Source organism: Planktothrix pseudagardhii (assembly GCF_904830925.1).
GTDB lineage: Bacteria > Cyanobacteriota > Cyanobacteriia > Cyanobacteriales > Microcoleaceae > Planktothrix > Planktothrix tepida.
The window spans coordinates 5585869-5604337 of the sequence record NZ_LR882967.1 but is presented as its reverse complement, the minus strand read 5'-3'; the positions used below and the strand labels follow the sequence as shown (position 1 = coordinate 5604337).

General features: G+C 39.3%; 18 protein-coding genes. 6 read left to right on the top strand and 12 right to left on the bottom strand.

What is annotated here, in order from left to right; translation table 11 throughout:
* Nucleotide 1 precedes the first annotated feature (1 nt).
* Nucleotides 2-1078 carry a hybrid sensor histidine kinase/response regulator gene (locus NMK36_RS24270; RefSeq protein WP_254174827.1) on the top strand — a complete coding sequence of 359 codons (1077 nt, stop codon included), beginning with the start codon at nucleotides 2-4 and terminating at the stop codon, nucleotides 1076-1078.
* Nucleotides 1079-1222: 144 nt separating this feature from the next.
* On the opposite strand, the gene NMK36_RS24265 is transcribed toward NMK36_RS24270, so the two are convergent.
* Nucleotides 1223-1879, bottom strand: coding sequence for a DUF2301 domain-containing membrane protein (locus tag NMK36_RS24265; RefSeq protein WP_072718097.1), 657 nt, complete (start codon nucleotides 1877-1879; stop codon nucleotides 1223-1225).
* A gap of 197 nt (nucleotides 1880-2076) precedes the next feature.
* On the opposite strand from NMK36_RS24265, the gene NMK36_RS24260 reads away from it, so the two are divergent.
* Nucleotides 2077-2709, top strand: a complete 633-nt coding sequence (locus NMK36_RS24260) for a calcium-binding protein (RefSeq protein ID WP_254174826.1) — start codon at nucleotides 2077-2079, stop codon at nucleotides 2707-2709.
* 110 nt (nucleotides 2710-2819) lie between these two features.
* Here NMK36_RS24260 and NMK36_RS24255 read toward each other — a convergent pair whose 3' ends face one another.
* The 4 genes from NMK36_RS24255 to NMK36_RS24240 all read right to left on the bottom strand — a co-directional run bounded on the left by NMK36_RS24255 (nucleotide 2820) and on the right by NMK36_RS24240 (nucleotide 7384).
* Nucleotides 2820-3566: a DUF561 domain-containing protein gene (locus tag NMK36_RS24255; protein ID WP_254174825.1), complete on the bottom strand. Its 747-nt coding sequence runs from the start codon at nucleotides 3564-3566 to the stop codon at nucleotides 2820-2822.
* A 346-nt stretch (nucleotides 3567-3912) separates the two neighbouring features.
* Nucleotides 3913-4725 carry a creatininase family protein gene (locus NMK36_RS24250; protein WP_072718100.1) on the bottom strand — a complete coding sequence of 271 codons (813 nt, stop codon included), beginning with the start codon at nucleotides 4723-4725 and terminating at the stop codon, nucleotides 3913-3915.
* Nucleotides 4726-4771: 46 nt separating this feature from the next.
* A protein-coding gene (locus tag NMK36_RS24245) for an IS630 family transposase (protein WP_139294985.1) occupies nucleotides 4772-5808 on the bottom strand; the annotation gives its coding sequence in 2 pieces (ribosomal slippage) (nucleotides 4772-5676 and nucleotides 5676-5808; 1038 coding nt in all).
* 379 nt (nucleotides 5809-6187) lie between these two features.
* Entirely contained in the window at nucleotides 6188-7384 is a 1197-nt protein-coding gene (locus NMK36_RS24240) for an LL-diaminopimelate aminotransferase (protein ID WP_072718101.1), read from the bottom strand.
* Between the two features lie 70 nt (nucleotides 7385-7454).
* On the opposite strand from NMK36_RS24240, the gene NMK36_RS29045 reads away from it, so the two are divergent.
* Nucleotides 7455-7667: a 4a-hydroxytetrahydrobiopterin dehydratase gene (locus NMK36_RS29045; RefSeq protein WP_222425220.1), complete on the top strand. Its 213-nt coding sequence runs from the start codon at nucleotides 7455-7457 to the stop codon at nucleotides 7665-7667.
* Between the two features lie 149 nt (nucleotides 7668-7816).
* Here the strand turns inward: NMK36_RS29045 and NMK36_RS24235 are convergent, their stop codons facing one another.
* Nucleotides 7817-8182 (bottom strand): thioredoxin family protein, encoded by a 366-nt coding sequence (locus NMK36_RS24235; RefSeq protein ID WP_072718102.1) that lies wholly within the window; start codon nucleotides 8180-8182, stop codon nucleotides 7817-7819.
* Nucleotides 8183-8414: 232 nt separating this feature from the next.
* Between NMK36_RS24235 and glpX the strand changes: the two genes are divergently transcribed.
* Together glpX and NMK36_RS24225 are read left to right on the top strand one after the other, a co-directional pair.
* Nucleotides 8415-9452, top strand: coding sequence for a class II fructose-bisphosphatase (glpX, locus tag NMK36_RS24230; RefSeq protein ID WP_072718103.1), 1038 nt, complete (start codon nucleotides 8415-8417; stop codon nucleotides 9450-9452).
* A 179-nt stretch (nucleotides 9453-9631) separates the two neighbouring features.
* On the top strand, nucleotides 9632-10930 hold the full coding sequence (locus NMK36_RS24225) for a glutamyl-tRNA reductase (protein WP_254174824.1): 1299 nt from the start codon (nucleotides 9632-9634) through the stop codon (nucleotides 10928-10930).
* Between the two features lie 641 nt (nucleotides 10931-11571).
* Here the strand turns inward: NMK36_RS24225 and trpA are convergent.
* From trpA to NMK36_RS24200, 5 genes are all read right to left on the bottom strand, one after another.
* Nucleotides 11572-12375, bottom strand: coding sequence for a tryptophan synthase subunit alpha (gene trpA / locus NMK36_RS24220; protein ID WP_254174823.1), 804 nt, complete (start codon nucleotides 12373-12375; stop codon nucleotides 11572-11574).
* 73 nt (nucleotides 12376-12448) lie between these two features.
* Nucleotides 12449-12754 (bottom strand): DUF3007 family protein, encoded by a 306-nt coding sequence (locus NMK36_RS24215; protein WP_072718106.1) that lies wholly within the window; start codon nucleotides 12752-12754, stop codon nucleotides 12449-12451.
* Nucleotides 12754-12972, bottom strand: coding sequence for an NAD(P)H-quinone oxidoreductase subunit L (gene ndhL, locus NMK36_RS24210; protein WP_156093109.1), 219 nt, complete (start codon nucleotides 12970-12972; stop codon nucleotides 12754-12756). The genes NMK36_RS24215 and ndhL overlap by 1 nt, the downstream gene beginning before the upstream one ends.
* A gap of 231 nt (nucleotides 12973-13203) precedes the next feature.
* The gene (locus tag NMK36_RS24205) at nucleotides 13204-14529 is read right to left on the bottom strand and encodes an IS4 family transposase (protein WP_254173354.1); all 1326 of its coding nucleotides are present in this window, start codon (nucleotides 14527-14529) and stop codon (nucleotides 13204-13206) included.
* A 263-nt stretch (nucleotides 14530-14792) separates the two neighbouring features.
* Nucleotides 14793-15407, bottom strand: a complete 615-nt coding sequence (locus NMK36_RS24200) for a YbjN domain-containing protein (protein WP_254174822.1) — start codon at nucleotides 15405-15407, stop codon at nucleotides 14793-14795.
* A gap of 257 nt (nucleotides 15408-15664) precedes the next feature.
* Between NMK36_RS24200 and NMK36_RS24195 the strand changes: the two genes are divergently transcribed.
* Complete coding sequence (locus NMK36_RS24195; RefSeq protein WP_254174821.1) at nucleotides 15665-17047, top strand: NB-ARC domain-containing protein; 1383 nt, start codon at nucleotides 15665-15667, stop codon at nucleotides 17045-17047.
* A 280-nt stretch (nucleotides 17048-17327) separates the two neighbouring features.
* Here the strand turns inward: NMK36_RS24195 and NMK36_RS24190 are convergent, their stop codons facing one another.
* Nucleotides 17328-18389, bottom strand: coding sequence for an Mrp/NBP35 family ATP-binding protein (locus tag NMK36_RS24190; RefSeq protein ID WP_254174820.1), 1062 nt, complete (start codon nucleotides 18387-18389; stop codon nucleotides 17328-17330).
* Between the last annotated feature and the right edge of the window lie 80 nt (nucleotides 18390-18469).

Here is an 18469-nt window from a genome sequence, read left to right as displayed (position 1 = left end):
AATGGAAAAAATGCCGATTATTTTAATTATTGATGATGACCCCGATAATTTCGATATTTTTGATACTTTACTAGCAAAAGAAGGTTATGAATTAGGTTACGTTTCTAAGGCAAAACAAGCTTTTAATCTTCTCGAAACTTCTCAACCTGATGTCATTTTGTTAGATGTGATGATGCCAGAAATGAATGGCATAGAATTCTGTAAATTATTTAAAGCGAATCCCCAATGGTCACATATTCCGGTGATTATGGTGACAGCCCTTTCGAGTAAAGAAGATTTATCCCAATGTTTACAGGCGGGTGCTGATGATTTTATTAGTAAACCCGTCAATGGAATTGAACTAAGAGCCAGAATTCGTTCAATGTTACGCATTAAACAACAGTATGATCGCATAGCAATGTTGATGCAATTGCGAGAAGACATGGTAAACATGATAGTACATGATCTCAGAAATCCTTTGGCGGGTATTCTGTTTTCAACCGCGATACTGAAAAAGCCCAGTTTATTACCGGAAAGACAGCAGAAAAAAATTCAACAAATTGAGGCAAATTCCACTCAATTACAAGTCATGATTGATAGTTTATTGATGATGGCTAAGTTAGAATCAGGGAAGATGATGCTCAATTTTAAAACAATTGATTTAGGTGAAATTTGTAGATTAGCGATCCAAGATTTTGAGTTAATTTCCATGCATAAAAAAATTACAATTGTTTCAGATTTACCTCCTCTGAGGGGCAACATTTCAGTTGATGCTGTTATCCTTCGCCGAGTCATTGATAATTTACTTTCTAATGCAGTTAAGTTTTCTCCCAGTCAAAGCCAGATCTTATTACAAGCAAAATATTTAGAAAATAGGGGCGCAACAGTGAAAGTGATTGATTCAGGGCCAGGTGTTGGTGAAAAAACCCGACAAACACTTTTCCAAAAATATGAGATTGGTACAATTCAAGAAGGTGTGAGTCAAATTGGTTTGGGTTTAGCGTTTTGCAAAATCGCAATAGAAGCCCATGGCGGTAGTATTTCCTTGGAAGATCATCACCCAAAAGGATCTATTTTTACAATTCATATTCCTGGGTAATCAGGTGTCAGATGTCGGGAATTTATCATCAATATTATAGGAGGAATTACCAGATTATTCAGATGATTAAAGCTTTGATCAGATCCCCCTAAATCTGCCTTGTTAAGGGGGACTTTGATCCCTACCTAAAACCTAATTTATGTATTAGGCTGACTGTCTATTTTTTAAATAGTCAAAAACGCTTTTATCCCCAATATCTCCTGGAATATCTTGGAAGATTTTTCGACCCGCAAAAATGATAAATTGAATCGCCCAAAATGCTAAGAAAATTTTTTGAGCAGAAACCGACCAAATTCCCGCAATAAATCCCAGTAATAATAAAGGAACTAGCGGCGTTAATAGTTTGGTTTCCATGCGATTAAAACAGAAGGCTTCTTTAAAATAAATCCCCGTTAACGCAACAAAGGTAAACCCTACCCCAAATAAAGTATAGGGATGGTGATAAATAGTTAACGCTAAAGGTTCGTCATCCACCCAAGCAAATACCGCAGAAGCAATTCCTCCAATTAACCAAAAAAGTTGTAATAATTGGTGTAAAGGGATTAAATAAATATGAATCATGACTAAACTCAACCCTAACCCAAACCAAAAACAGAAGTAGATGGGGGTTAATGCTTGTATAACCAAAGGATTATTTTCTTGGAACAAAATTAATCCGGTTGCTATGGTAAAGCATAGGGCTGCTATGATTAAGCCAGTCCGGTAAAGGATCACACTCCAGCGATCGCTATCATCAATTGTGTACTCACCAAATTGTCCTTGATAAATAACGGGTAGAGAAGGTTGTTGTGTTTGTACCATAATTGTTCCCCTTGATAATTCAAAAAAGACCTGTACCACGATATACTAAATTTTACTCCCTTCCCCATAGAAAAATCTTGAGGTCGAAATGGGTCGAGATGTGGCTTAAAGCATCTCTACAACTAAAAACCTTAAAAAAGATCACTTAAAAATACTCTAGGGTTGAGATAAAGAACTACTGTGCTTGGTGTAACGGAATGTCTAAACTGTATCAAAACAAAAACAAAAAGAAATTACAACCACCAGGAGAGGATTTGAAACCCCTTCAAATCGATGAAACGATTGTATCGGGTTTAGTTAATAAGCAAAGAGAGCATTTTAAAGAAGAGTTACTCAATTCCATGACCAATCTCATTGAACAAATGGAGTCAATGGGATTTTTGAATGTTTCCAGTTTGTTTGAAGATGATGATTTTAATGTTGAAGAATTTGAGGAAAAAATGGAAAAGATTCTATGTACTGATGACCTAGAAGTAACTTCCAAAACTTTAAATCGATATCTGAAATATTTAAAAGCTCAGATTAAATTACCTTGTTATTTAACAGGAACAGAGGAATTTATTTGGGAAGAAGAATATCTTTATGGTTCAGGGAGTTCTAGTGAATATGAAAAATTGAAAAAAACAAATCCTTCTTACACGGATATTTTTTTGTTAGGGCAATTTCAAGACAAAACTGATGAAATGGAAGGGATTCTGGTTGATGTTAAACGAGTCAGCGATAATCGAAAATTTACAATTCCTTTAGCTGAATTAAAAGTATCCGATGAAGATTCTCCAAACTTTAGTTTAATAGAAGATTATTTAACGTGGTTTGTGAATTATTTATAACAGGGAACAGGGAACAGGGAACAGGGAACAGGGAATAGAAGCGTTCTTACCCATTACCCATTCCCTATTCGTAATTCGTAATTCGTAATTCGTAATTCCCTATTGCCTTTTTAAGCGTAAACTCGGTTAGCTTGAACCGTTGCTAAGGCTTCGACTAAGCTACGAACCACCGCCACCATTGCGACTTCGTTATCGAGACGGTTAATGGCTGAACCCACGCCAACACCCGCAGCACCCGCAGCAATGGCCATCGGTGCTGTGACATTAGAAATACCCGAAGCGCATAATACGGGAACGGAGACGGCGCGAGAAATTTCTGAGGCGGCGGCTAAGGTGGGAGCGGCTTTTTCAATGAGTCCTAATGTGCCACCATGAACCGGGGAAGAACTGGTTCCGCCTTCGGTTTGGATGATATCTGCACCCGCTTTGACGAGTTCGAGAGCCAGTTCAACTTGTTGGTCAAGTTCGAGGATATGGGGAACAGTAACAGACAAGGTAATATGGGGTAATAACGCACGGGTTTCGTGGGTCAGTTGCAGCACTTCTGCGGCTTCAAAACGTCGTCCTTGAGCATAGAACGCATCGAAGTTGCCAATTTCAATTAAGTCTGCACCCGCTTCGATGCAAGTTACAAATTTCTCAGGTTCAACCGCAGAAACACAGATGGGGAGAGACGTTAATTGACGGACGATTTGAACTAAGCTAGGATCGGCTGCGATATCCACAAAGGTTGCACCGCCTTGAGTTGCTGCTTTCACCACAGAGGCGACCCGTCCGACGTTAAAATTGGTTAAACCGCTAATTACTTTCAGGGCGTTACCTTGGTTGAATGCTCGTTGTAAGGATGAATTCATCATAATTCTATTATTGACGTAGTGAGCCCTTCAGGACTCTGACTATCTGAGGTAAAAAACATTGTGCCATAACTTATGACATTCCGGTGATAATAACCCTAAAAATTATTTGTTATCTAAAATTATAGCATTTTTATTTGAGTTTGGTGTGCAATTATATAAATTAAAGTAGTGCGAGCGTCCTCGCTCGCTGGTTATAAAAATCAAATCTATTATAAAAATAAAACCTATTGTTATAGAAATCAAATCTATTGTTATAGAAATCAAATCTATTGTTATAGAAATCAAATCTATTGTTATTGTTAGAGAAACTAGCGAGCGGGGACGCTCGCACTGCATTAATATTTAATTAATCCCTAAATTTTTGGGGTTGTTTGAATTTATATAAATCCTCAATAACTTGTACCCAACTATTAACTAAAGAAGCTAAAATGCGATCGCCTTTTTCCTTAGTCGCCACCGTTGCATCCCCTAAAACACCAGTTTTCGTTAAATCTTGTGTTACCCAAGCAAAGGGTAATTTTCCCTCCATACTTAATAAACTATTTTCGGGTAAACCTTGGGGATATTCACACACCGCTTTCTCCATTTTAACTTGTTCTGGTAATAAAGATAACATTAAACTGGTTTCAGCATCTCCGGCATGAATTCCTAACTCTAATTCTTTCGGAGTTAAGAGTTCCCCAGCAATATTAGCAACCCGCCAAACAAATAAAGGAAATACGGAAAAATCTTCATATTTTTGATGTAAATCCCGCGCCACCATCTCTAATATTTGCGGTTGTCCGCCATGAGCATTAATAAAAGCTAATTTTCTAAATCCCGCCCGATAAATACTTTCGCCTAATTCCATTAATACCGCCATTAAGGTTTGGGAACTTAACGTTATTGTTCCGGGGAAATGCCAATGCTCGTTAGATTTTCCATAATAAATTGTTGGCAAAGCATAAGCCGGAATGTTATCATTAAGTTGGGCTAAAGCTTGACCTGTTACCGCCGTTGCGATCGCAGCATCAACAATTAACGGTAAATGGGGGCCATGTTGTTCAATGGCTCCAATCGGTTGTAAAATAACCACATTATTTTTATCAGCCATTGATTCAATTTCTGCCCAAGTTAAATAAGGAAAAAACCGTTCAGGGGGAATAAAATTGTGGAGCATGGGTTCAATTCCGTTAATTCAAGATAATGATTTAACTATAGCAATCCTAAATAGGTTGTGGCAAAATCCCATACATAAAAATTTTGGGGAAATCAAAAATTTGACCCTGAGCGAAAAACTCGAATAGCCACTTAATTACTTTAAAAGATGGGCATAAATGATAAAATTTTCTCACGAAATTTTTGGTTTGTAACCAAATATCTTCTACAGGATTTTGTTCAGGTGCATTGGGGGCAAAATTTAGACAAGTAATCCGCCATTCTTCTTCCGATAAATTTTGATTAACTTCAGTTAAATAATCTCTAAACTTTTGAGAACAATGATAAGTGGCATTATCCCAGACTATAGCTAACCTTTTCCCCGGATTTTGCTGCTGTAAATACTGGATAAAGTCTACGGTATTTTCTGTATTTCCCGCCGCATAACCTTTGATAATAAATTCTTTCGTTTGGTAATCTAAAGCTCCATAATAAGTTTGCCTTTCTTTTTGATTTTTGATCGGAATTTCTATTCTTCTATCTGTTCTTCCCCACACATACCCTAAAATATCTCCCCAGAGAAGATGACATTCATCAATCATAAACACCGTCAGCTTTCCCGCCTCTATTTCTTCTTTCCAACTCGCTAACTTTTTTTCAATTTCTTCCTTTTTCTCTTGGACTAACTGCTCATTCTTAGCCGGATTCTTCTTTTGGCTTTTTTTCCAACTGATGCCAGCCTCTTCCAGCAAGCTATAATAACTTTGATGGGATTGAAACACGACTCCATACTCCCTTTCTAACAAAACTTGTAAATCAGACAATCTTAACCAATCTCTTTCCCTTAATTCTTCAATAACTTTCTGTTTATCTTCGGGACTTAGATAGCCTTTTCTTCCTTTATATTGGAGTTTTAAACTCTCTACTCCTTCCACAAGAACCCGATTTTTCCACTGGCTAATAAATCCTTTATAACTTGTAATAAGTCTTGAATTTCCCGGTAGGCTTTCCCTTGTAATTTGAGTTTGACAGCGATCGCTCTTTTAATTTCTCTAGGATCTTTTGTCTGATTGATAAAATTGTCTATTTCGTTGATTAGATTCATTTTCCGTTGCCAGCTTTGGAGGATTATTGCTAACCTTACATTTATTATAACTCATTTGGAAGTGCTATACTAATAACACTTCCCATAACCCATACCTTTTTCCCTGACTTTTTCTAAAATCCTTGACTTCTTTTAAATTTTCTATTAAACTTGTTAGCATCTTTATTTTAGAAAAAATGGCGATCGCTCTTCATTTTATCAGGCTGCGATCGCTATTTCTTTACTCTTTTTCCCCCGACTTTGAAACAGCCCTGGGGGGGGCGGCCGGTGTAGGTAGTTCACGGAATTTCCATTGAAAAAACCCTGTTTCCAGGCAATTGCTAGAACAGGGGATGAACAAAAAAAGAGTGAAAACCCTAAAAAATCAAGGGTTTAGGGTTTAGGGAGATGATTGTAAAAACTGGGCAATGCGATTGACCGCCGTGACTAATACTTCTGGAGGATGGACTAAGGCAAACCGCACATATCCTTCACCGGATTTGCCAAACCCAACCCCCGGAGAAGCCGCTACTCCCGTTTGTTCTACCAGTTGGCGACAGAACCCAATAGAATCCTGTGACCAAGGTTCGGGTAGTTTAGCCCAAATATACATCGTGGCTTTTGGTTTGGCGACATTCCAACCGATATCCTGCATCGCTTGAATAAAGGCATCCCGTCGTTGACGGAAAATTCCCATATTCTGAATAATATGATCCTGTGGCCCCGTTAAAGCGGCGATCGCCCCATTCAAAATCCCGATATATTGGTTAAAATCAACAGTTGCCTTAATCTGGCGTAAAGCCAAAATTAACTCTGCATTCCCAATGGCAAAGCCAATGCGGAACCCGCCCATATTGTAGGATTTAGAAAAGGTAAAGAACTCAATCGAAACGCTTTTGTCTGGATCAGCTTGTAAAATTGAGGGAGCTAATTCTGCAACCGTCTGATCTTCTCCTTCTGGAAACACAAAATCCATATAGGGAAAATCATGAACTAAAACTAAATCATGGTTTTGGCAAAAGGCCACAGCCTGACGGAAAAACGATAAAGAAGCCGTTGCAGATGTCGGGTTATGGGGATAACTCAACACCATCATGCGAGCTTGGGCTAAGACTGTTTCTGGAATCTCCTCAAAAACCGGTAAAAAGCCATTTTCCTCGCGTAAGGGCATCGGATACATTTGGCCCCCCGCTAAATAAACCCCACCAATATGAGAGGGATAACCGGGATCTTGTAATAAGGCAAAATCACCAGGGTTGAGAATCGCTAAGGGTAAATGGGCCGTTCCTTCCTGGGAACCAATGAGTTGTAAAACCTCCGTTTCAGGGTCAACAGCAATACCATAACGGTTGCTGTACCACTGAGCAACGATTTCTCGAAACCCTTGAGTATTGCGAAATAATAGATAACCATGAGTAGCGGGATCAGACACAGAGTCCTGGATCGGCGTAATAATATGATCAGCAACGGGTAAATCTGAAGAACCCAAGGATAAATCAATTAAATCCTGTCCTGCTAATACAGCCTTGGCTTTGGCTCGATCCATATCAGCAAAAACATTAGAGCGTAACAGGTCTAAACGATTAGCAAATTTCATAATTCATTGAAGGAAATCAAACAATATTGTTGTCTCTGACAGTATTAAGATTAATCTCTATTGCTAATTTATCAAATTTAGTTGCAAAATATTCTATCCCTTTTCTAAACCAATACAAACTAGGGATGGACAATCCCGAAGTAACGCTGCAACAGAAATAGATCAAGCCTTAAAGAGCCTACCGGGTTGGGTAGTCAAAGAAGGCAAATTGTACAAAAAATTTGAGTTTCATTCTTTTAATGAAGCAATAATGATTAGGGGTAAAATTAAATCTGTCACTTAAGAAAGAGACAACCAGCATTCTTCTGTGAAACAAGAATCCCCCGTCGAGCGCGCCAGACTTCGGTGTGAGCGGTAGTTGAGCAATAACGAAACTCAGCCGAACCCTTGACGGGGGAGTGTCAATTAAGCCTGTCAGAAATTGACAGCGACTTAAAGGCTGGAGCCTTTAGGGGTGGGAATGTCAATGGAGGATAAGCCAGTGTCAAGCCATTCGATTAACTTAGGTTTGCTAATGGCGCCCTCATGAGATTGAACAATGTCTTGACCGTTAAATAATCTCAAAGCCGGAACTCCTTCAACCTTACACAGTTTGACGGTATCGGGATTGGGGTCTATTTCCACCTTAACTACTTTCACCTGATCACCATAGGTTGCGGCGATCGCTTCTATGGACGGAGAGACAAGCCGACAAGGGCCACACCAACCCGCCCAAAAATAAACTAAAACGGGTTGTTCAGCTTGCAGCACTTCGGAGTCAAATTCCGAATCTTGAATCACAAGAACGTTATTACTCATGGGTAGTTGCGTAATTGACTGACCTACAAATCTCTATTCCAGATTAAACTGTCTTAGCACTCTTAAGTCGGTCAGACGATCCCCTTGTCACTCAATTTAGGTTGAATGCAGCAAAAATTAACAAAAACGATATTCCCTGAAATGTAAAGGAAATCCCCCCCTCTGATAGACTAAAACACTGGGAGTATGTAATCAATCCGGCAATCTCAAACTGTTGAGAGGAGAAAATTCTGTGGATAATGTTATTGGATTAGAGATTATTGAAGTCGTCGAGCAAGCTGCGATTGCTTCTGCTCGTTTGATGGGTAAGGGAGACAAAAATGAAGCCGACCATGTGGCGGTGGAAGCCATGCGTCAACGCATGAACCAAATTCACATGAAAGGACGAATCGTCATTGGGGAAGGAGAACGGGATGAAGCCCCCATGCTTTATATTGGTGAACAAGTCGGCATCTGTACCCAAGACGATGCCGCTAAATATTGTAACCCGGATGAACTGCTTGAAATTGATATCGCCGTTGACCCCTGCGAAGGGACAAACTTAGTCGCCTACGGTCAAAATGGATCGATGGCTGTATTAGCCATTTCTGAAAAAGGCGGTTTATTTGCGGCGCCTGACTTCTATATGAAGAAGTTAGCGGCTCCTGCGGTGGCTCAAGGTCATGTCGATATTAACAAATCTGCCACTGAAAACTTAAAAATTCTCTCGGACTGCATGAACCGCTCCGTTGAGGATTTAGTGGTGGTGGTGATGGATCGTCCCCGTCACAAAGATCTGATCAATGAAATTCGGACTGCTGGCGCCCGTGTACGTTTGATTAGTGATGGTGATGTTTCGGCTGCAATTTCCTGTGCCTTTTCAGGAACGAATATTCATGCTCTCATGGGTATTGGGGCGGCACCAGAAGGAGTGATTTCTGCGGCGGCAATGCGGGCTTTAGGCGGTCACTTCCAAGGTCAGTTAATTTATGACCCTGAAGTGGTGAAAACCGGATTAATTGGGGAAAGCAAAGAAGGCAATATTGCTCGCCTCAAAGAAATGGGAATTACTGAACCGGATAAAGTCTATAATGCAGAGGAATTAGCTTCTGGCCAAACGGTGTTATTCGCAGCCTGTGGAATTACACCGGGTACTTTAATGGAAGGAGTGCGCTTCTTTAAAGGTGGTGCTCGTACTCAAAGTTTAGTCATTTCTTCTCAGTCGAAAACGGCTCGTTTTGTGGATACTATCCATATGTTTGAGTCACCTAAGAATATTCAGTTGCGCTAAACTTTTCAGTAAATAGTAATCAGTCATCAGTTTTTGGTTTTTATCCAACAGTTAACAGCTATTAACTATTAACTATTAACTGAAAGATATCTACTCTTAACTGATAACTGATAACTGATAACTGATAACTGAATTACTGTTTGATCTTTTTTTAAAACCCTATTTATATCAACTGTTGTATGAATATTGCTGTTGTCGGTTTAAGTCATAAGACCGCGCCTGTTGAAGTACGCGAAAAATTGAGTATTCCTGAACCTCAGTTAGAAGCTGCGATCGCTCATTTATTAAGTTATCCTCATATTGAAGAAGTTGCGATTCTCAGCACCTGTAACCGTTTAGAAATTTATTTAGTCGCCACAGAAACTCAACCGGGAATTCGGGAAGTTACTCAATTTTTATCAGAAAAAAGTAAGTTATCTTTACATCAATTACGCCCCCATTTATTTACTTTGCTTCATGATGATGCCATTATGCACTTAATGCGAGTGGCGGCGGGTTTAGATAGTTTAGTTTTAGGGGAAGGTCAAATTTTATCTCAAGTTAAACAAACTCATAAATTAAGTCAGCAATATAAAGGGATTAGTCGCATTCTGAACCGTTTATTTACCCAAGCGGTGACGGCTGGAAAACGGGTGAGAACGGAAACAAGCATTGGTACGGGTGCAGTTTCTATTAGTTCTGCGGCGGTGGAATTAGTTCAGATGAAAGTCCAGAACTTAAGTAATTATCGCATTACGATTTTAGGTGCGGGTAAAATGTCGCGTTTATTGGTTCAGCACTTATTATCAAAAGGTGGGAACCAAATTACCATTTTAAATCGAACTTTAGGGCGTGCTAAAGAATTAGCTCATCAATTTCCTGATGCGAATTTAAAAATTGATACGATGTCGGAAATGATGTCTGTAATGGCTAATTCTGATATTGTGTTTACTAGCACTTCAGCGACAGAACCAATTGTAGATCGCTCTAAGTTAGAAACGATTTTAACCGCCTCTCAATCCTTAATGTTAGTCGATATTTCTGTCCCTCGGAATGTCGCTACTGATGTGAATGAGTTAGCCCATGTTCAAGCTTATAATGTGGATGATTTAAAAGCGGTTGTCGCGCAAAACCACGAAAGTCGCCGTCAAATGGCTCAGGAAGCGGAAGTTTTATTGGAAGAGGAAGTACAAGCCTTTGATGTTTGGTGGCGCAGTTTAGAAACAGTACCCGTGATTAACTGTTTACGCGATAAAATTGAAGGTATTCGAGAACAGGAGTTAGAAAAAGCCTTATCTCGTTTAGGTTCAGAATTTGCTGATAAGCATCAAGAAGTCATAGAAGCCTTAACGCGAGGAATTGTGAATAAAATTCTCCACGACCCGATGGTACAACTTCGCGCCCAACAGGATATTGAAGCTCGACGTCGGGCGATGCAAACCTTACAGACCTTATTTAATTTAGAGCCTGAAAAAAATTCCAGCCAGCAATATAGTTAGGTTGGCTCTGTTTTTCCTGGATTGTTTCTACCAATAACGCGGCGATCAAAAACTGTTTTTGATCGTCGTTAACCCTATTTGTCTAGGGAGATAGGGGAACTAATAACAATCTCCAAGGATTACAGCCCATTAAGAACCAAGGTTTTACCCCAGTTTGACAGAATATCGTTGTGAATCAAGCCAGAATCCCCTTTAGAAAGGGCGATCAGGTTTAGCCGAGGACATTAAAACTATTGAGTTTGCTTTTTCCCTAGAGCAAAAAATAACTAAAAACAGCCAGCCAAGGGATTTACAGACACCCCTAACCTAAAAAGTGGGTGATTGCAAAAGACCTCTTGAAATCCCTAAGCAAGCTTGCAATAATAAAAAACAGAAAGGCACATTACGAGGGTTTCAAGGAGCTGGAAGTGATGTGTTTATGGGAGCACAATACTTCCAGCGTTCTTGCTTTTTTTCAATGAAACCCGTCAAAGTTCGCCTAGTCATTAAAAAATCAAGTAGATCAGAGTGTATTTAGTAAGAACACATCTGCTCAAAATTATACACAAAAATTGTCGAACAGGCTACATTGCTCTTCAAAAAACATTACAATTGCTACATTTATTCCCCTGAATAGGGACTTGCAAAGCAAGTCCTGTATTTTAATTTTGGATTGCGGTTTTTAGATCTTGACAAAATCGACCAATATCTGCTAGTGCCTGTTCCGGTGTTCCCTCAGCTAATCGTTTCACAAAAGCACTTCCAACAATCACCGCATCCGCACCCCAATCTCGCATTTGGGTGGCTTGTTCGGGTTGAGAAATGCCAAACCCAACTCCAATGGGTTTATCCGTGAGATTTCGCATTTCCTTGAGAATATCTTCAACACGGGTTTGGACTTGCGAACGCATCCCCGTTACCCCGGTCACACTGACTAAATAAATAAACCCTTGAGATTGACGGGCGATTAATTCAATTCGTTCTTTAGGGCTAGTCGGTGCCACCAGTAACGTGACTTCTATCCCTATTTGACGGGCAGGTTCTAGTAAAGTTTCGGCTTCTTCTAAGGGTAAATCCGGTACGACTAAACCCCTAGCTCCCGCTTGATAAATCTGTTCTAAAAAGGGTTTAATCCCTCGGTGCAAAATGGGATTATAATAGGTAAATAAAATAATTGGGGCTTTCAGCGTTGGGCTAACAGTTGCCACCATTTCTAATACTTGATCTAAACGAGTTCCTTTTTGTAAGGCGCGAGTTGCAGCCGCTTGAATAACAGGCCCATCTGCCAATGGATCAGAATAAGGAACCCCCAATTCAATTAAATCCGCTCCATTTTGATCCAGAACTTGTAAAGCTTTCGCCGTTGTTTCTAAGTTCGGATCACCGGCGGTAATAAACGGAATTAAAGCACAGTTTTTTTTGTCCGAAACTCGTAAAGATTCAAAGCATTGAGAAACAGAAATCATTCAAATAAACTCAAATAAACTAATTAATTATCCAATAACTTCAGATCCATTGAAGAAGAGAAAAATAAAAGACTTAACTCCTTTTCTCTTCTTCAACTTCAGCTTGAAGTTGAGCCAGTTCTTCTGGAGTCATTTCTTCCAGTCGTTTTTGTAATACCGCATCTTCATAGTTTTTAAGTTGTTGGTTATAAGTCATTTTATGAGTACCAACTCGAAATAAATAAGTTAGTAACCAAATCACTAAACCCCCCACTAAAACCGCTTGACTCCAGATTCCAGCATCGGCGCTATCAAAACCTATCCCTTGGAAGATGAGGTAAATCAATCCACCGCTCAAAAAGACAAGAATTGTAATGACAATGACATCAATTCGTCGCATTAGCTGGCAATTTTTCGGGGTTGAGGACGTAAATTGATAAAAGGAGCCAGAAGAATTAATCCAGGGAAAAAGAAGAAGACTAAAAAGTACATAAAGGCTCGTTCAAAGGAACTGGCTACATACCAACGAGCATTCATATAGGCATATAAAGCAGCCGGAAGCACTAATAAATAAGCACCAGCTAGAGCAGCATAGAGTAATAGGGTAATCAGTAGCATAATTGCAGGTTTAACAATAAACAGCAGCTAACGTTAGACAATTGTAAACTATAGCACCCACTGGAGGGAATAGGGATAGGACTATTTCATTTTCTCTAAAAACGGGTGTAACCTCTCCCGCGACCCGTCTCCAATATGACTATATTTGAGTTCAGGGGGTAATCTATTTAATTATAGTAAATTTGATTATCCTCAATCTTCCGGTGTAGGGGCGAGGCGCGCCCATTGGCGTCAACTTAAGGAGCGATCGCCCCAAACCTGCTGTGTAAGAGCATCGATTTCTCGATGTCGTTTTCGAGTGGATTTGACCAAGCCAAATAACTTCTGATGTGAGGTTAAATAGCTAATAACATCAGAAGTTTCTCCCCGTAAACTAGCTCGAGAAAAATGATATAAAGCGCGAAATACCATTTCTGTAGAAATTCGTTCTTTCGGTTGACCTAAAGCCATAGCGACATCAGTACACAACTGATTTAAGACGGCATAAAATATCCAGGTTGATAAAATTTGAATTTGGATTCCGTTGCTATCTCCCACCCAGAGATAGGCTAATCCTAATAATCTCTTCGTTAATAAAAAGGCTTGTTCAATTTGCCAGCGATTTCGGTACAACTCACAAACTTGTTGAGCCGATAATTCCTCTGGATCTAAGACATTGGTTAAATAGCGATACCAAGTTTTTCCCCATAAGACTGAGACTAATCGTACAGGCTGATGACATCGGTTAGAACGGTACAATCCCATCTGGATAATTTCATCTTGATAGTATAACCCTTGGCTTAATGTTTTTTTGACTTGATAGGCTGTTTTTTCTCTTAATCGGGTTACAAAAAATTTTTTTTGTTCTGTAAATTCATCAAACCACCCAAACTTAAAAAAACCTAAGTCAAAAATCATTAATCCCCCTTGGGGAAGTTGTTCTAACAGTTGGTCAGTAAAGATTTTATCGTTAGCTTTTGATTCTTCTGTATACCACATTTTCACCGGTCTATATGTCCAGGCTTCTACAATCACCATCATCTTTCCCCCTAACACTGTGTTACCCTTTCTCAGCACTTTTAACTTTTTAAATATTTCTTCCAGTGTCGAACCATCTGCTATCCAAATTCCTGTAAACTTTTCTGAGATCCCTTGCCATTTTTCCGGCACTCCCTTCAGATTTTCTTCGCTTTTTAATTTCTCTATCACCTGTTCAAAGATTTCTACAAATAAACTCGCTGGTAGCGTTCTTAATCTTTTTGATAACGCTTCCACACTCACTTGCATCGGTTCTATCCACAGCATTCCTTCTTCCGTTAGGATTCTTAACAGTTCTCGCAATCCAGCTATTCTTCTATAGACTAAGCCAATAACTACTGCCATCATCACTGGTAAATTTAATACTCGCGAACGCAGTTTTTTTTCCTGAATTCCTCGGCTTTCCTTTAACGGTTTAAAATTTTCGGGTGTTAGTAGTCTATACAGTTCTTTTTCTAGCACTTCTAATGGTGGCCCTGCCATTTGACTTTGATGCCTTAAATCCGCATTTCTCAAAATTCTCCCTGTTGTTTTACTCATCTGATTTCTTTCCCCCTTCCACTAACACTGACCTTGGCGATCGCCCCTTTAAACTAACACCTACAGTTGCCACGTTGCCAGGGCGACTACTCATCGCCCTCTTCAACTCCCATTAGTCGTTGCGATCGCCTTTCCTTAAGTTGACACCAATGGGCGCGCCTCGCCCCTACACCGGACATGATTATTACTCAACTTTCGATTAAGATCCTCATCTTTTTTATTGTTACCCACCCGACAAAACTTTGATCAAAATTTAATTGAGTTCATAAAAATTTATTAAATTCCCCTACCGTGTATAAAAATCTCAAAATTTGACTTTTTAAGTACAAATCACTAACCCCAGTAAACAAATCAATATCTCCTTCAAGAACTAATATATTGTTCCTATCTACATAGGCTCTAGTCCCTCTTTTTGTACGATTCCACTCATTGACTAAATTTAAACTAGACTGATTATTAGAAGGTGAAAACAAAACCTGTAATAAAATAGCTTTACAGCCTACACCTCTTGAGTTATCAGAACAGTTTTGAAGAGTAGCAAATATTTTATAAGCATCCATATCAAATCTAAGAGAAGTTGAAGACTCTCTTCTATACAAAAGATTTGTATCTTGCAAAATAGCCTCAATGTCACCCAGAGATATTGTGGTATAAATTTTTCCCGATGTTCTTTGTGATAAAATCGTAGTCTGAAAGTCAATATTAGCTTGTAAAGATCTGATATTTTGCTGATTCAAGAAAGTTATTGAAGCAGCACTCGTGGCTTGAGTTTCACCGATAATAAAGATTATCAAAAAAAATGAAGCCCCTGATTTCCATCGGATTTTCCTTAAATTGCATAAGCTATACAGCATTTTACTATTTAATTTTAATCGCATGATCATACCCTCTAGTTATCTTTTGGCAAAAGTCATAGGACTGTTATGAATATAGATACTTAGATAATAAGCATCATCAAGCATTATGCTTTTTTTTTACTACTAATCAAGTAGTAATTTGTAGGATATGTGTTAAGATTTATTCGGAGCAAAACTTAAAATGAGTAGGATTTTGTAGGAAAGAGTTGCAAACAATTGGAAAATGTGGGATAATTCTCAATCATTTGTAATATTTAAGTCAGATGGACTTTGATGAAATGCTTGCATGGGTTGACCAAGTGGTATTTGAAAAAACTGGAAAACATTTGAGTAGTGTGCAAGAAGCAATTTTAATGGGGGTGTGGGATAGCCAAAAATACAATGATATTGCTAACCAATACAACTGTACTGAACCTCATGTGAGAAAAACTGCATCGGAATTATGGCAGGTTATATCAGAGGAAGTTGGAGAAGTTGTTAATAAATCGAATCTACGCTCTACATTAGGAAGAATTCAATTAAATAACAGTAGTTATTCATTCTGGAAGGATGTTAAAATCGGAAAGATTAGTTTTTGTGGAGATTCAACAAAACCCCCAGAAGCGAAACAAAACGCCCCACCAACATCAACGGAAAATCAACAATATTCTATCCTAAAACCGCAAATTGATTTAAGAGATGCACCGGAATTAGCGATATTTGATAATCGCACGTCTGAACTTAATACTCTACAACAATTAATCCTAGAAAAACAATCTCGAATGATTGCTATTTTGGGAATAAGGGGAATGGGAAAAAGTGCGATCGCCCGTCATCTAATTGAACTAATCAAAACAGAATTTGATTATATTATTTGGCGCAGTCTTCGTAGCTTTTCCTGTTTAGAAATAATGTTAAAAGATTTGATTCAATTTTTATCAAACCAAACGGAATTAAATCTTCCTGATGATCTGGATGGTCAATTAGCAATTTTATTAGAATGTTTACGCGATCGCCGTTGTTTAATTATCTTAGATGATGTTCAGTATTTATTTAAAGACGGTCAACTGGTTGGTCATTATCAACCCGAATATCAAAACTATAGTAAATTCTTTAAACTCATCGGAGAATTAACCCATAATAGTTGTTTACTATTCAATAGTTGGGAACCGCCTTTAGAAGTCGTTACTTTGAGTGGAGAGAGTGGTTTAACTCAATTATTCCCCTTAACAGGTTTAGGAGAAAAAGCAACTGAACTATTAATAAATCAGGGATTACAGGATGAGGAAAATTACCCAGAATTAATTGATCTATTTCGAGGAAATCCGCTTTATTTAAAATTAGCTAATTATTTGATTCAGCAATTATTTGGAGGTAAAATCAATCAATATATCAGTTATAAACCTGTCTGTTTAGGAGATGAATTAAGCCAAATTTTACAACAACAGTATCAGCGATTATCGGAATTAGAAAAAGAGGCGATCGCTTTTCTGTCTTCCTACCCTCAACCTGTTCCATTATCACAATTATTAGAACAATTTTCTGATCGCCAAAATCAACTGTTTAAAGTGCTGCTTTCCTTGGAAAGACGAGGATTAATTGAAAAACAAAATTTAGATAATCAGATGGTTTTTACAGTTGATTCTCTGATGCAGAACTATATTCTATCTGGCTGTGATTAAAATATTAAAATTATCCCAAAATGTAGGGGCGGGGTTATCCCCATCTGTGTCAACTCAACGCCAAAAGCCTTGAAATCAATTTCAGGCGTAGGGGCGAGGTAACCTCACCCCTACAAACCCGTTAAAACGGGTTAAGAAAGACAAGTCTTGAGTCATCTTTAGATAACGTAGAGACCTTCCATGCAAGGTCTCTACAGCCCGAACTTGAGTTCAGGGCTAACGTGGGTTAAGTTGACACCCTTTGGGTTACCCCACCCGTACCCGTCAACAGTCAACACCCCTAAGTTAAGGCGAAAACCGAGACTTTTCCAGCGATGCGTTGGGCGATCGCAGTTAATTCTAAAGCAGCGGCGCAGTTAGGATCAGAGATGACAATGGGAATTCCTGCGTCTCCCCCTTCTCGCACGGGCATTTCTAAAGGAATAGCACCCAGTAAGGGGACATCAAGCTCGTGAGCAGTTTTTTCGCCTCCCCCAGAACCAAAAATATCGTATTTTTTATCCGGGGCATCAGGGGGGATAAAATAACTCATATTTTCCACAATACCCAAGACAGAAACGCCCAACTGTTGGAACATTTTTAACCCTTTGCGGGAGTCGAGGAGGGAGACTAATTGAGGCGTTGTTACGATCACAACCCCAGACATGGGAACCGCTTGGGCGAGGGTGAGTTGAGCATCTCCGGTTCCCGGCGGCATATCTACCAAAAGATAATCTAATTCACCCCAATTCACTTGATAGAGAAATTGACGAATAATCCCATTTAACATCGGGCCACGCCAAATCACAGGTTGGTCTTTATCGATGAGGAATGCCATCGAAACCAACTTTACCCCATGATTAAATGCAGGTTCTAGGACTTCTCCTTGGGGACTTTGCTGCACCATGACTTGAACATCAGCTAACCCTAACATGGTGGGATCATTCGGGCCATAAATATCCGCATCAATTAACCCAACTTTAGCTCCCATTTGGGCTAAGGCAACGGCGACATTAACCGCAACGGTACTTTTTCCGACGCCTCCTTTCCCACTGGAAATGGCTAGAATATTTTTAACCCCTGGAATACCTTGACGGTCAGGTAAAGCTTTTTGTTGAGGGGTTTCGGCGGTAACATCAACAACAACCGTTTCCACTCCGGGAAGTTGTTTAACGGCTTTTTGACAATCTTCAACGATAAATTCCCGTAGGGGACAAGCAGGCGTGGTCAGGACTAAGGTAAAGCTAACCTCACCCCCTTGGATTTTCAGGTTACGAATCATGTTTAATTCCACCAAACTCTTTTGGAGTTCAGGGTCTTGTACAGGTCGTAACACCTCTAAGACTGTGTTGAAATCAAGCATATTGAATCAGGTGTTTCCAGTTTAAGCGATGAATAAATGGCTATTGTCGGGAGTAGAGAGTCTATCCCACGTCTATTATT

Bases quoted from the DNA above. Each gene is read 5' to 3' on its own strand.
- NMK36_RS24270 (WP_254174827.1), top strand. From the start codon at position 2: ATGGAAAAAATGCCGATTATTTTAATTATTGATGATGACCCCGATAAT.
- NMK36_RS24265 (WP_072718097.1), bottom strand. From the start codon at position 1,879: ATGGTACAAACACAACAACCTTCTCTACCCGTTATTTATCAAGGACAA.
- NMK36_RS24260 (WP_254174826.1), top strand. From the start codon at position 2,077: ATGTCTAAACTGTATCAAAACAAAAACAAAAAGAAATTACAACCACCA.
- NMK36_RS24255 (WP_254174825.1), bottom strand. From the start codon at position 3,566: ATGATGAATTCATCCTTACAACGAGCATTCAACCAAGGTAACGCCCTG.
- NMK36_RS24250 (WP_072718100.1), bottom strand. From the start codon at position 4,725: ATGCTCCACAATTTTATTCCCCCTGAACGGTTTTTTCCTTATTTAACT.
- NMK36_RS24240 (WP_072718101.1), bottom strand. From the start codon at position 7,384: ATGAAATTTGCTAATCGTTTAGACCTGTTACGCTCTAATGTTTTTGCT.
- NMK36_RS24235 (WP_072718102.1), bottom strand. From the start codon at position 8,182: ATGAGTAATAACGTTCTTGTGATTCAAGATTCGGAATTTGACTCCGAA.
- NMK36_RS24225 (WP_254174824.1), top strand. From the start codon at position 9,632: ATGAATATTGCTGTTGTCGGTTTAAGTCATAAGACCGCGCCTGTTGAA.
- trpA (WP_254174823.1), bottom strand. From the start codon at position 12,375: ATGATTTCTGTTTCTCAATGCTTTGAATCTTTACGAGTTTCGGACAAA.
- NMK36_RS24215 (WP_072718106.1), bottom strand. From the start codon at position 12,754: ATGCGACGAATTGATGTCATTGTCATTACAATTCTTGTCTTTTTGAGC.
- ndhL (WP_156093109.1), bottom strand. From the start codon at position 12,972: ATGCTACTGATTACCCTATTACTCTATGCTGCTCTAGCTGGTGCTTAT.
- NMK36_RS24205 (WP_254173354.1), bottom strand. From the start codon at position 14,529: ATGAGTAAAACAACAGGGAGAATTTTGAGAAATGCGGATTTAAGGCAT.
- NMK36_RS24200 (WP_254174822.1), bottom strand. From the start codon at position 15,407: ATGCGATTAAAATTAAATAGTAAAATGCTGTATAGCTTATGCAATTTA.
- NMK36_RS24195 (WP_254174821.1), top strand. From the start codon at position 15,665: ATGCTTGCATGGGTTGACCAAGTGGTATTTGAAAAAACTGGAAAACAT.
- NMK36_RS24190 (WP_254174820.1), bottom strand. From the start codon at position 18,389: ATGCTTGATTTCAACACAGTCTTAGAGGTGTTACGACCTGTACAAGAC.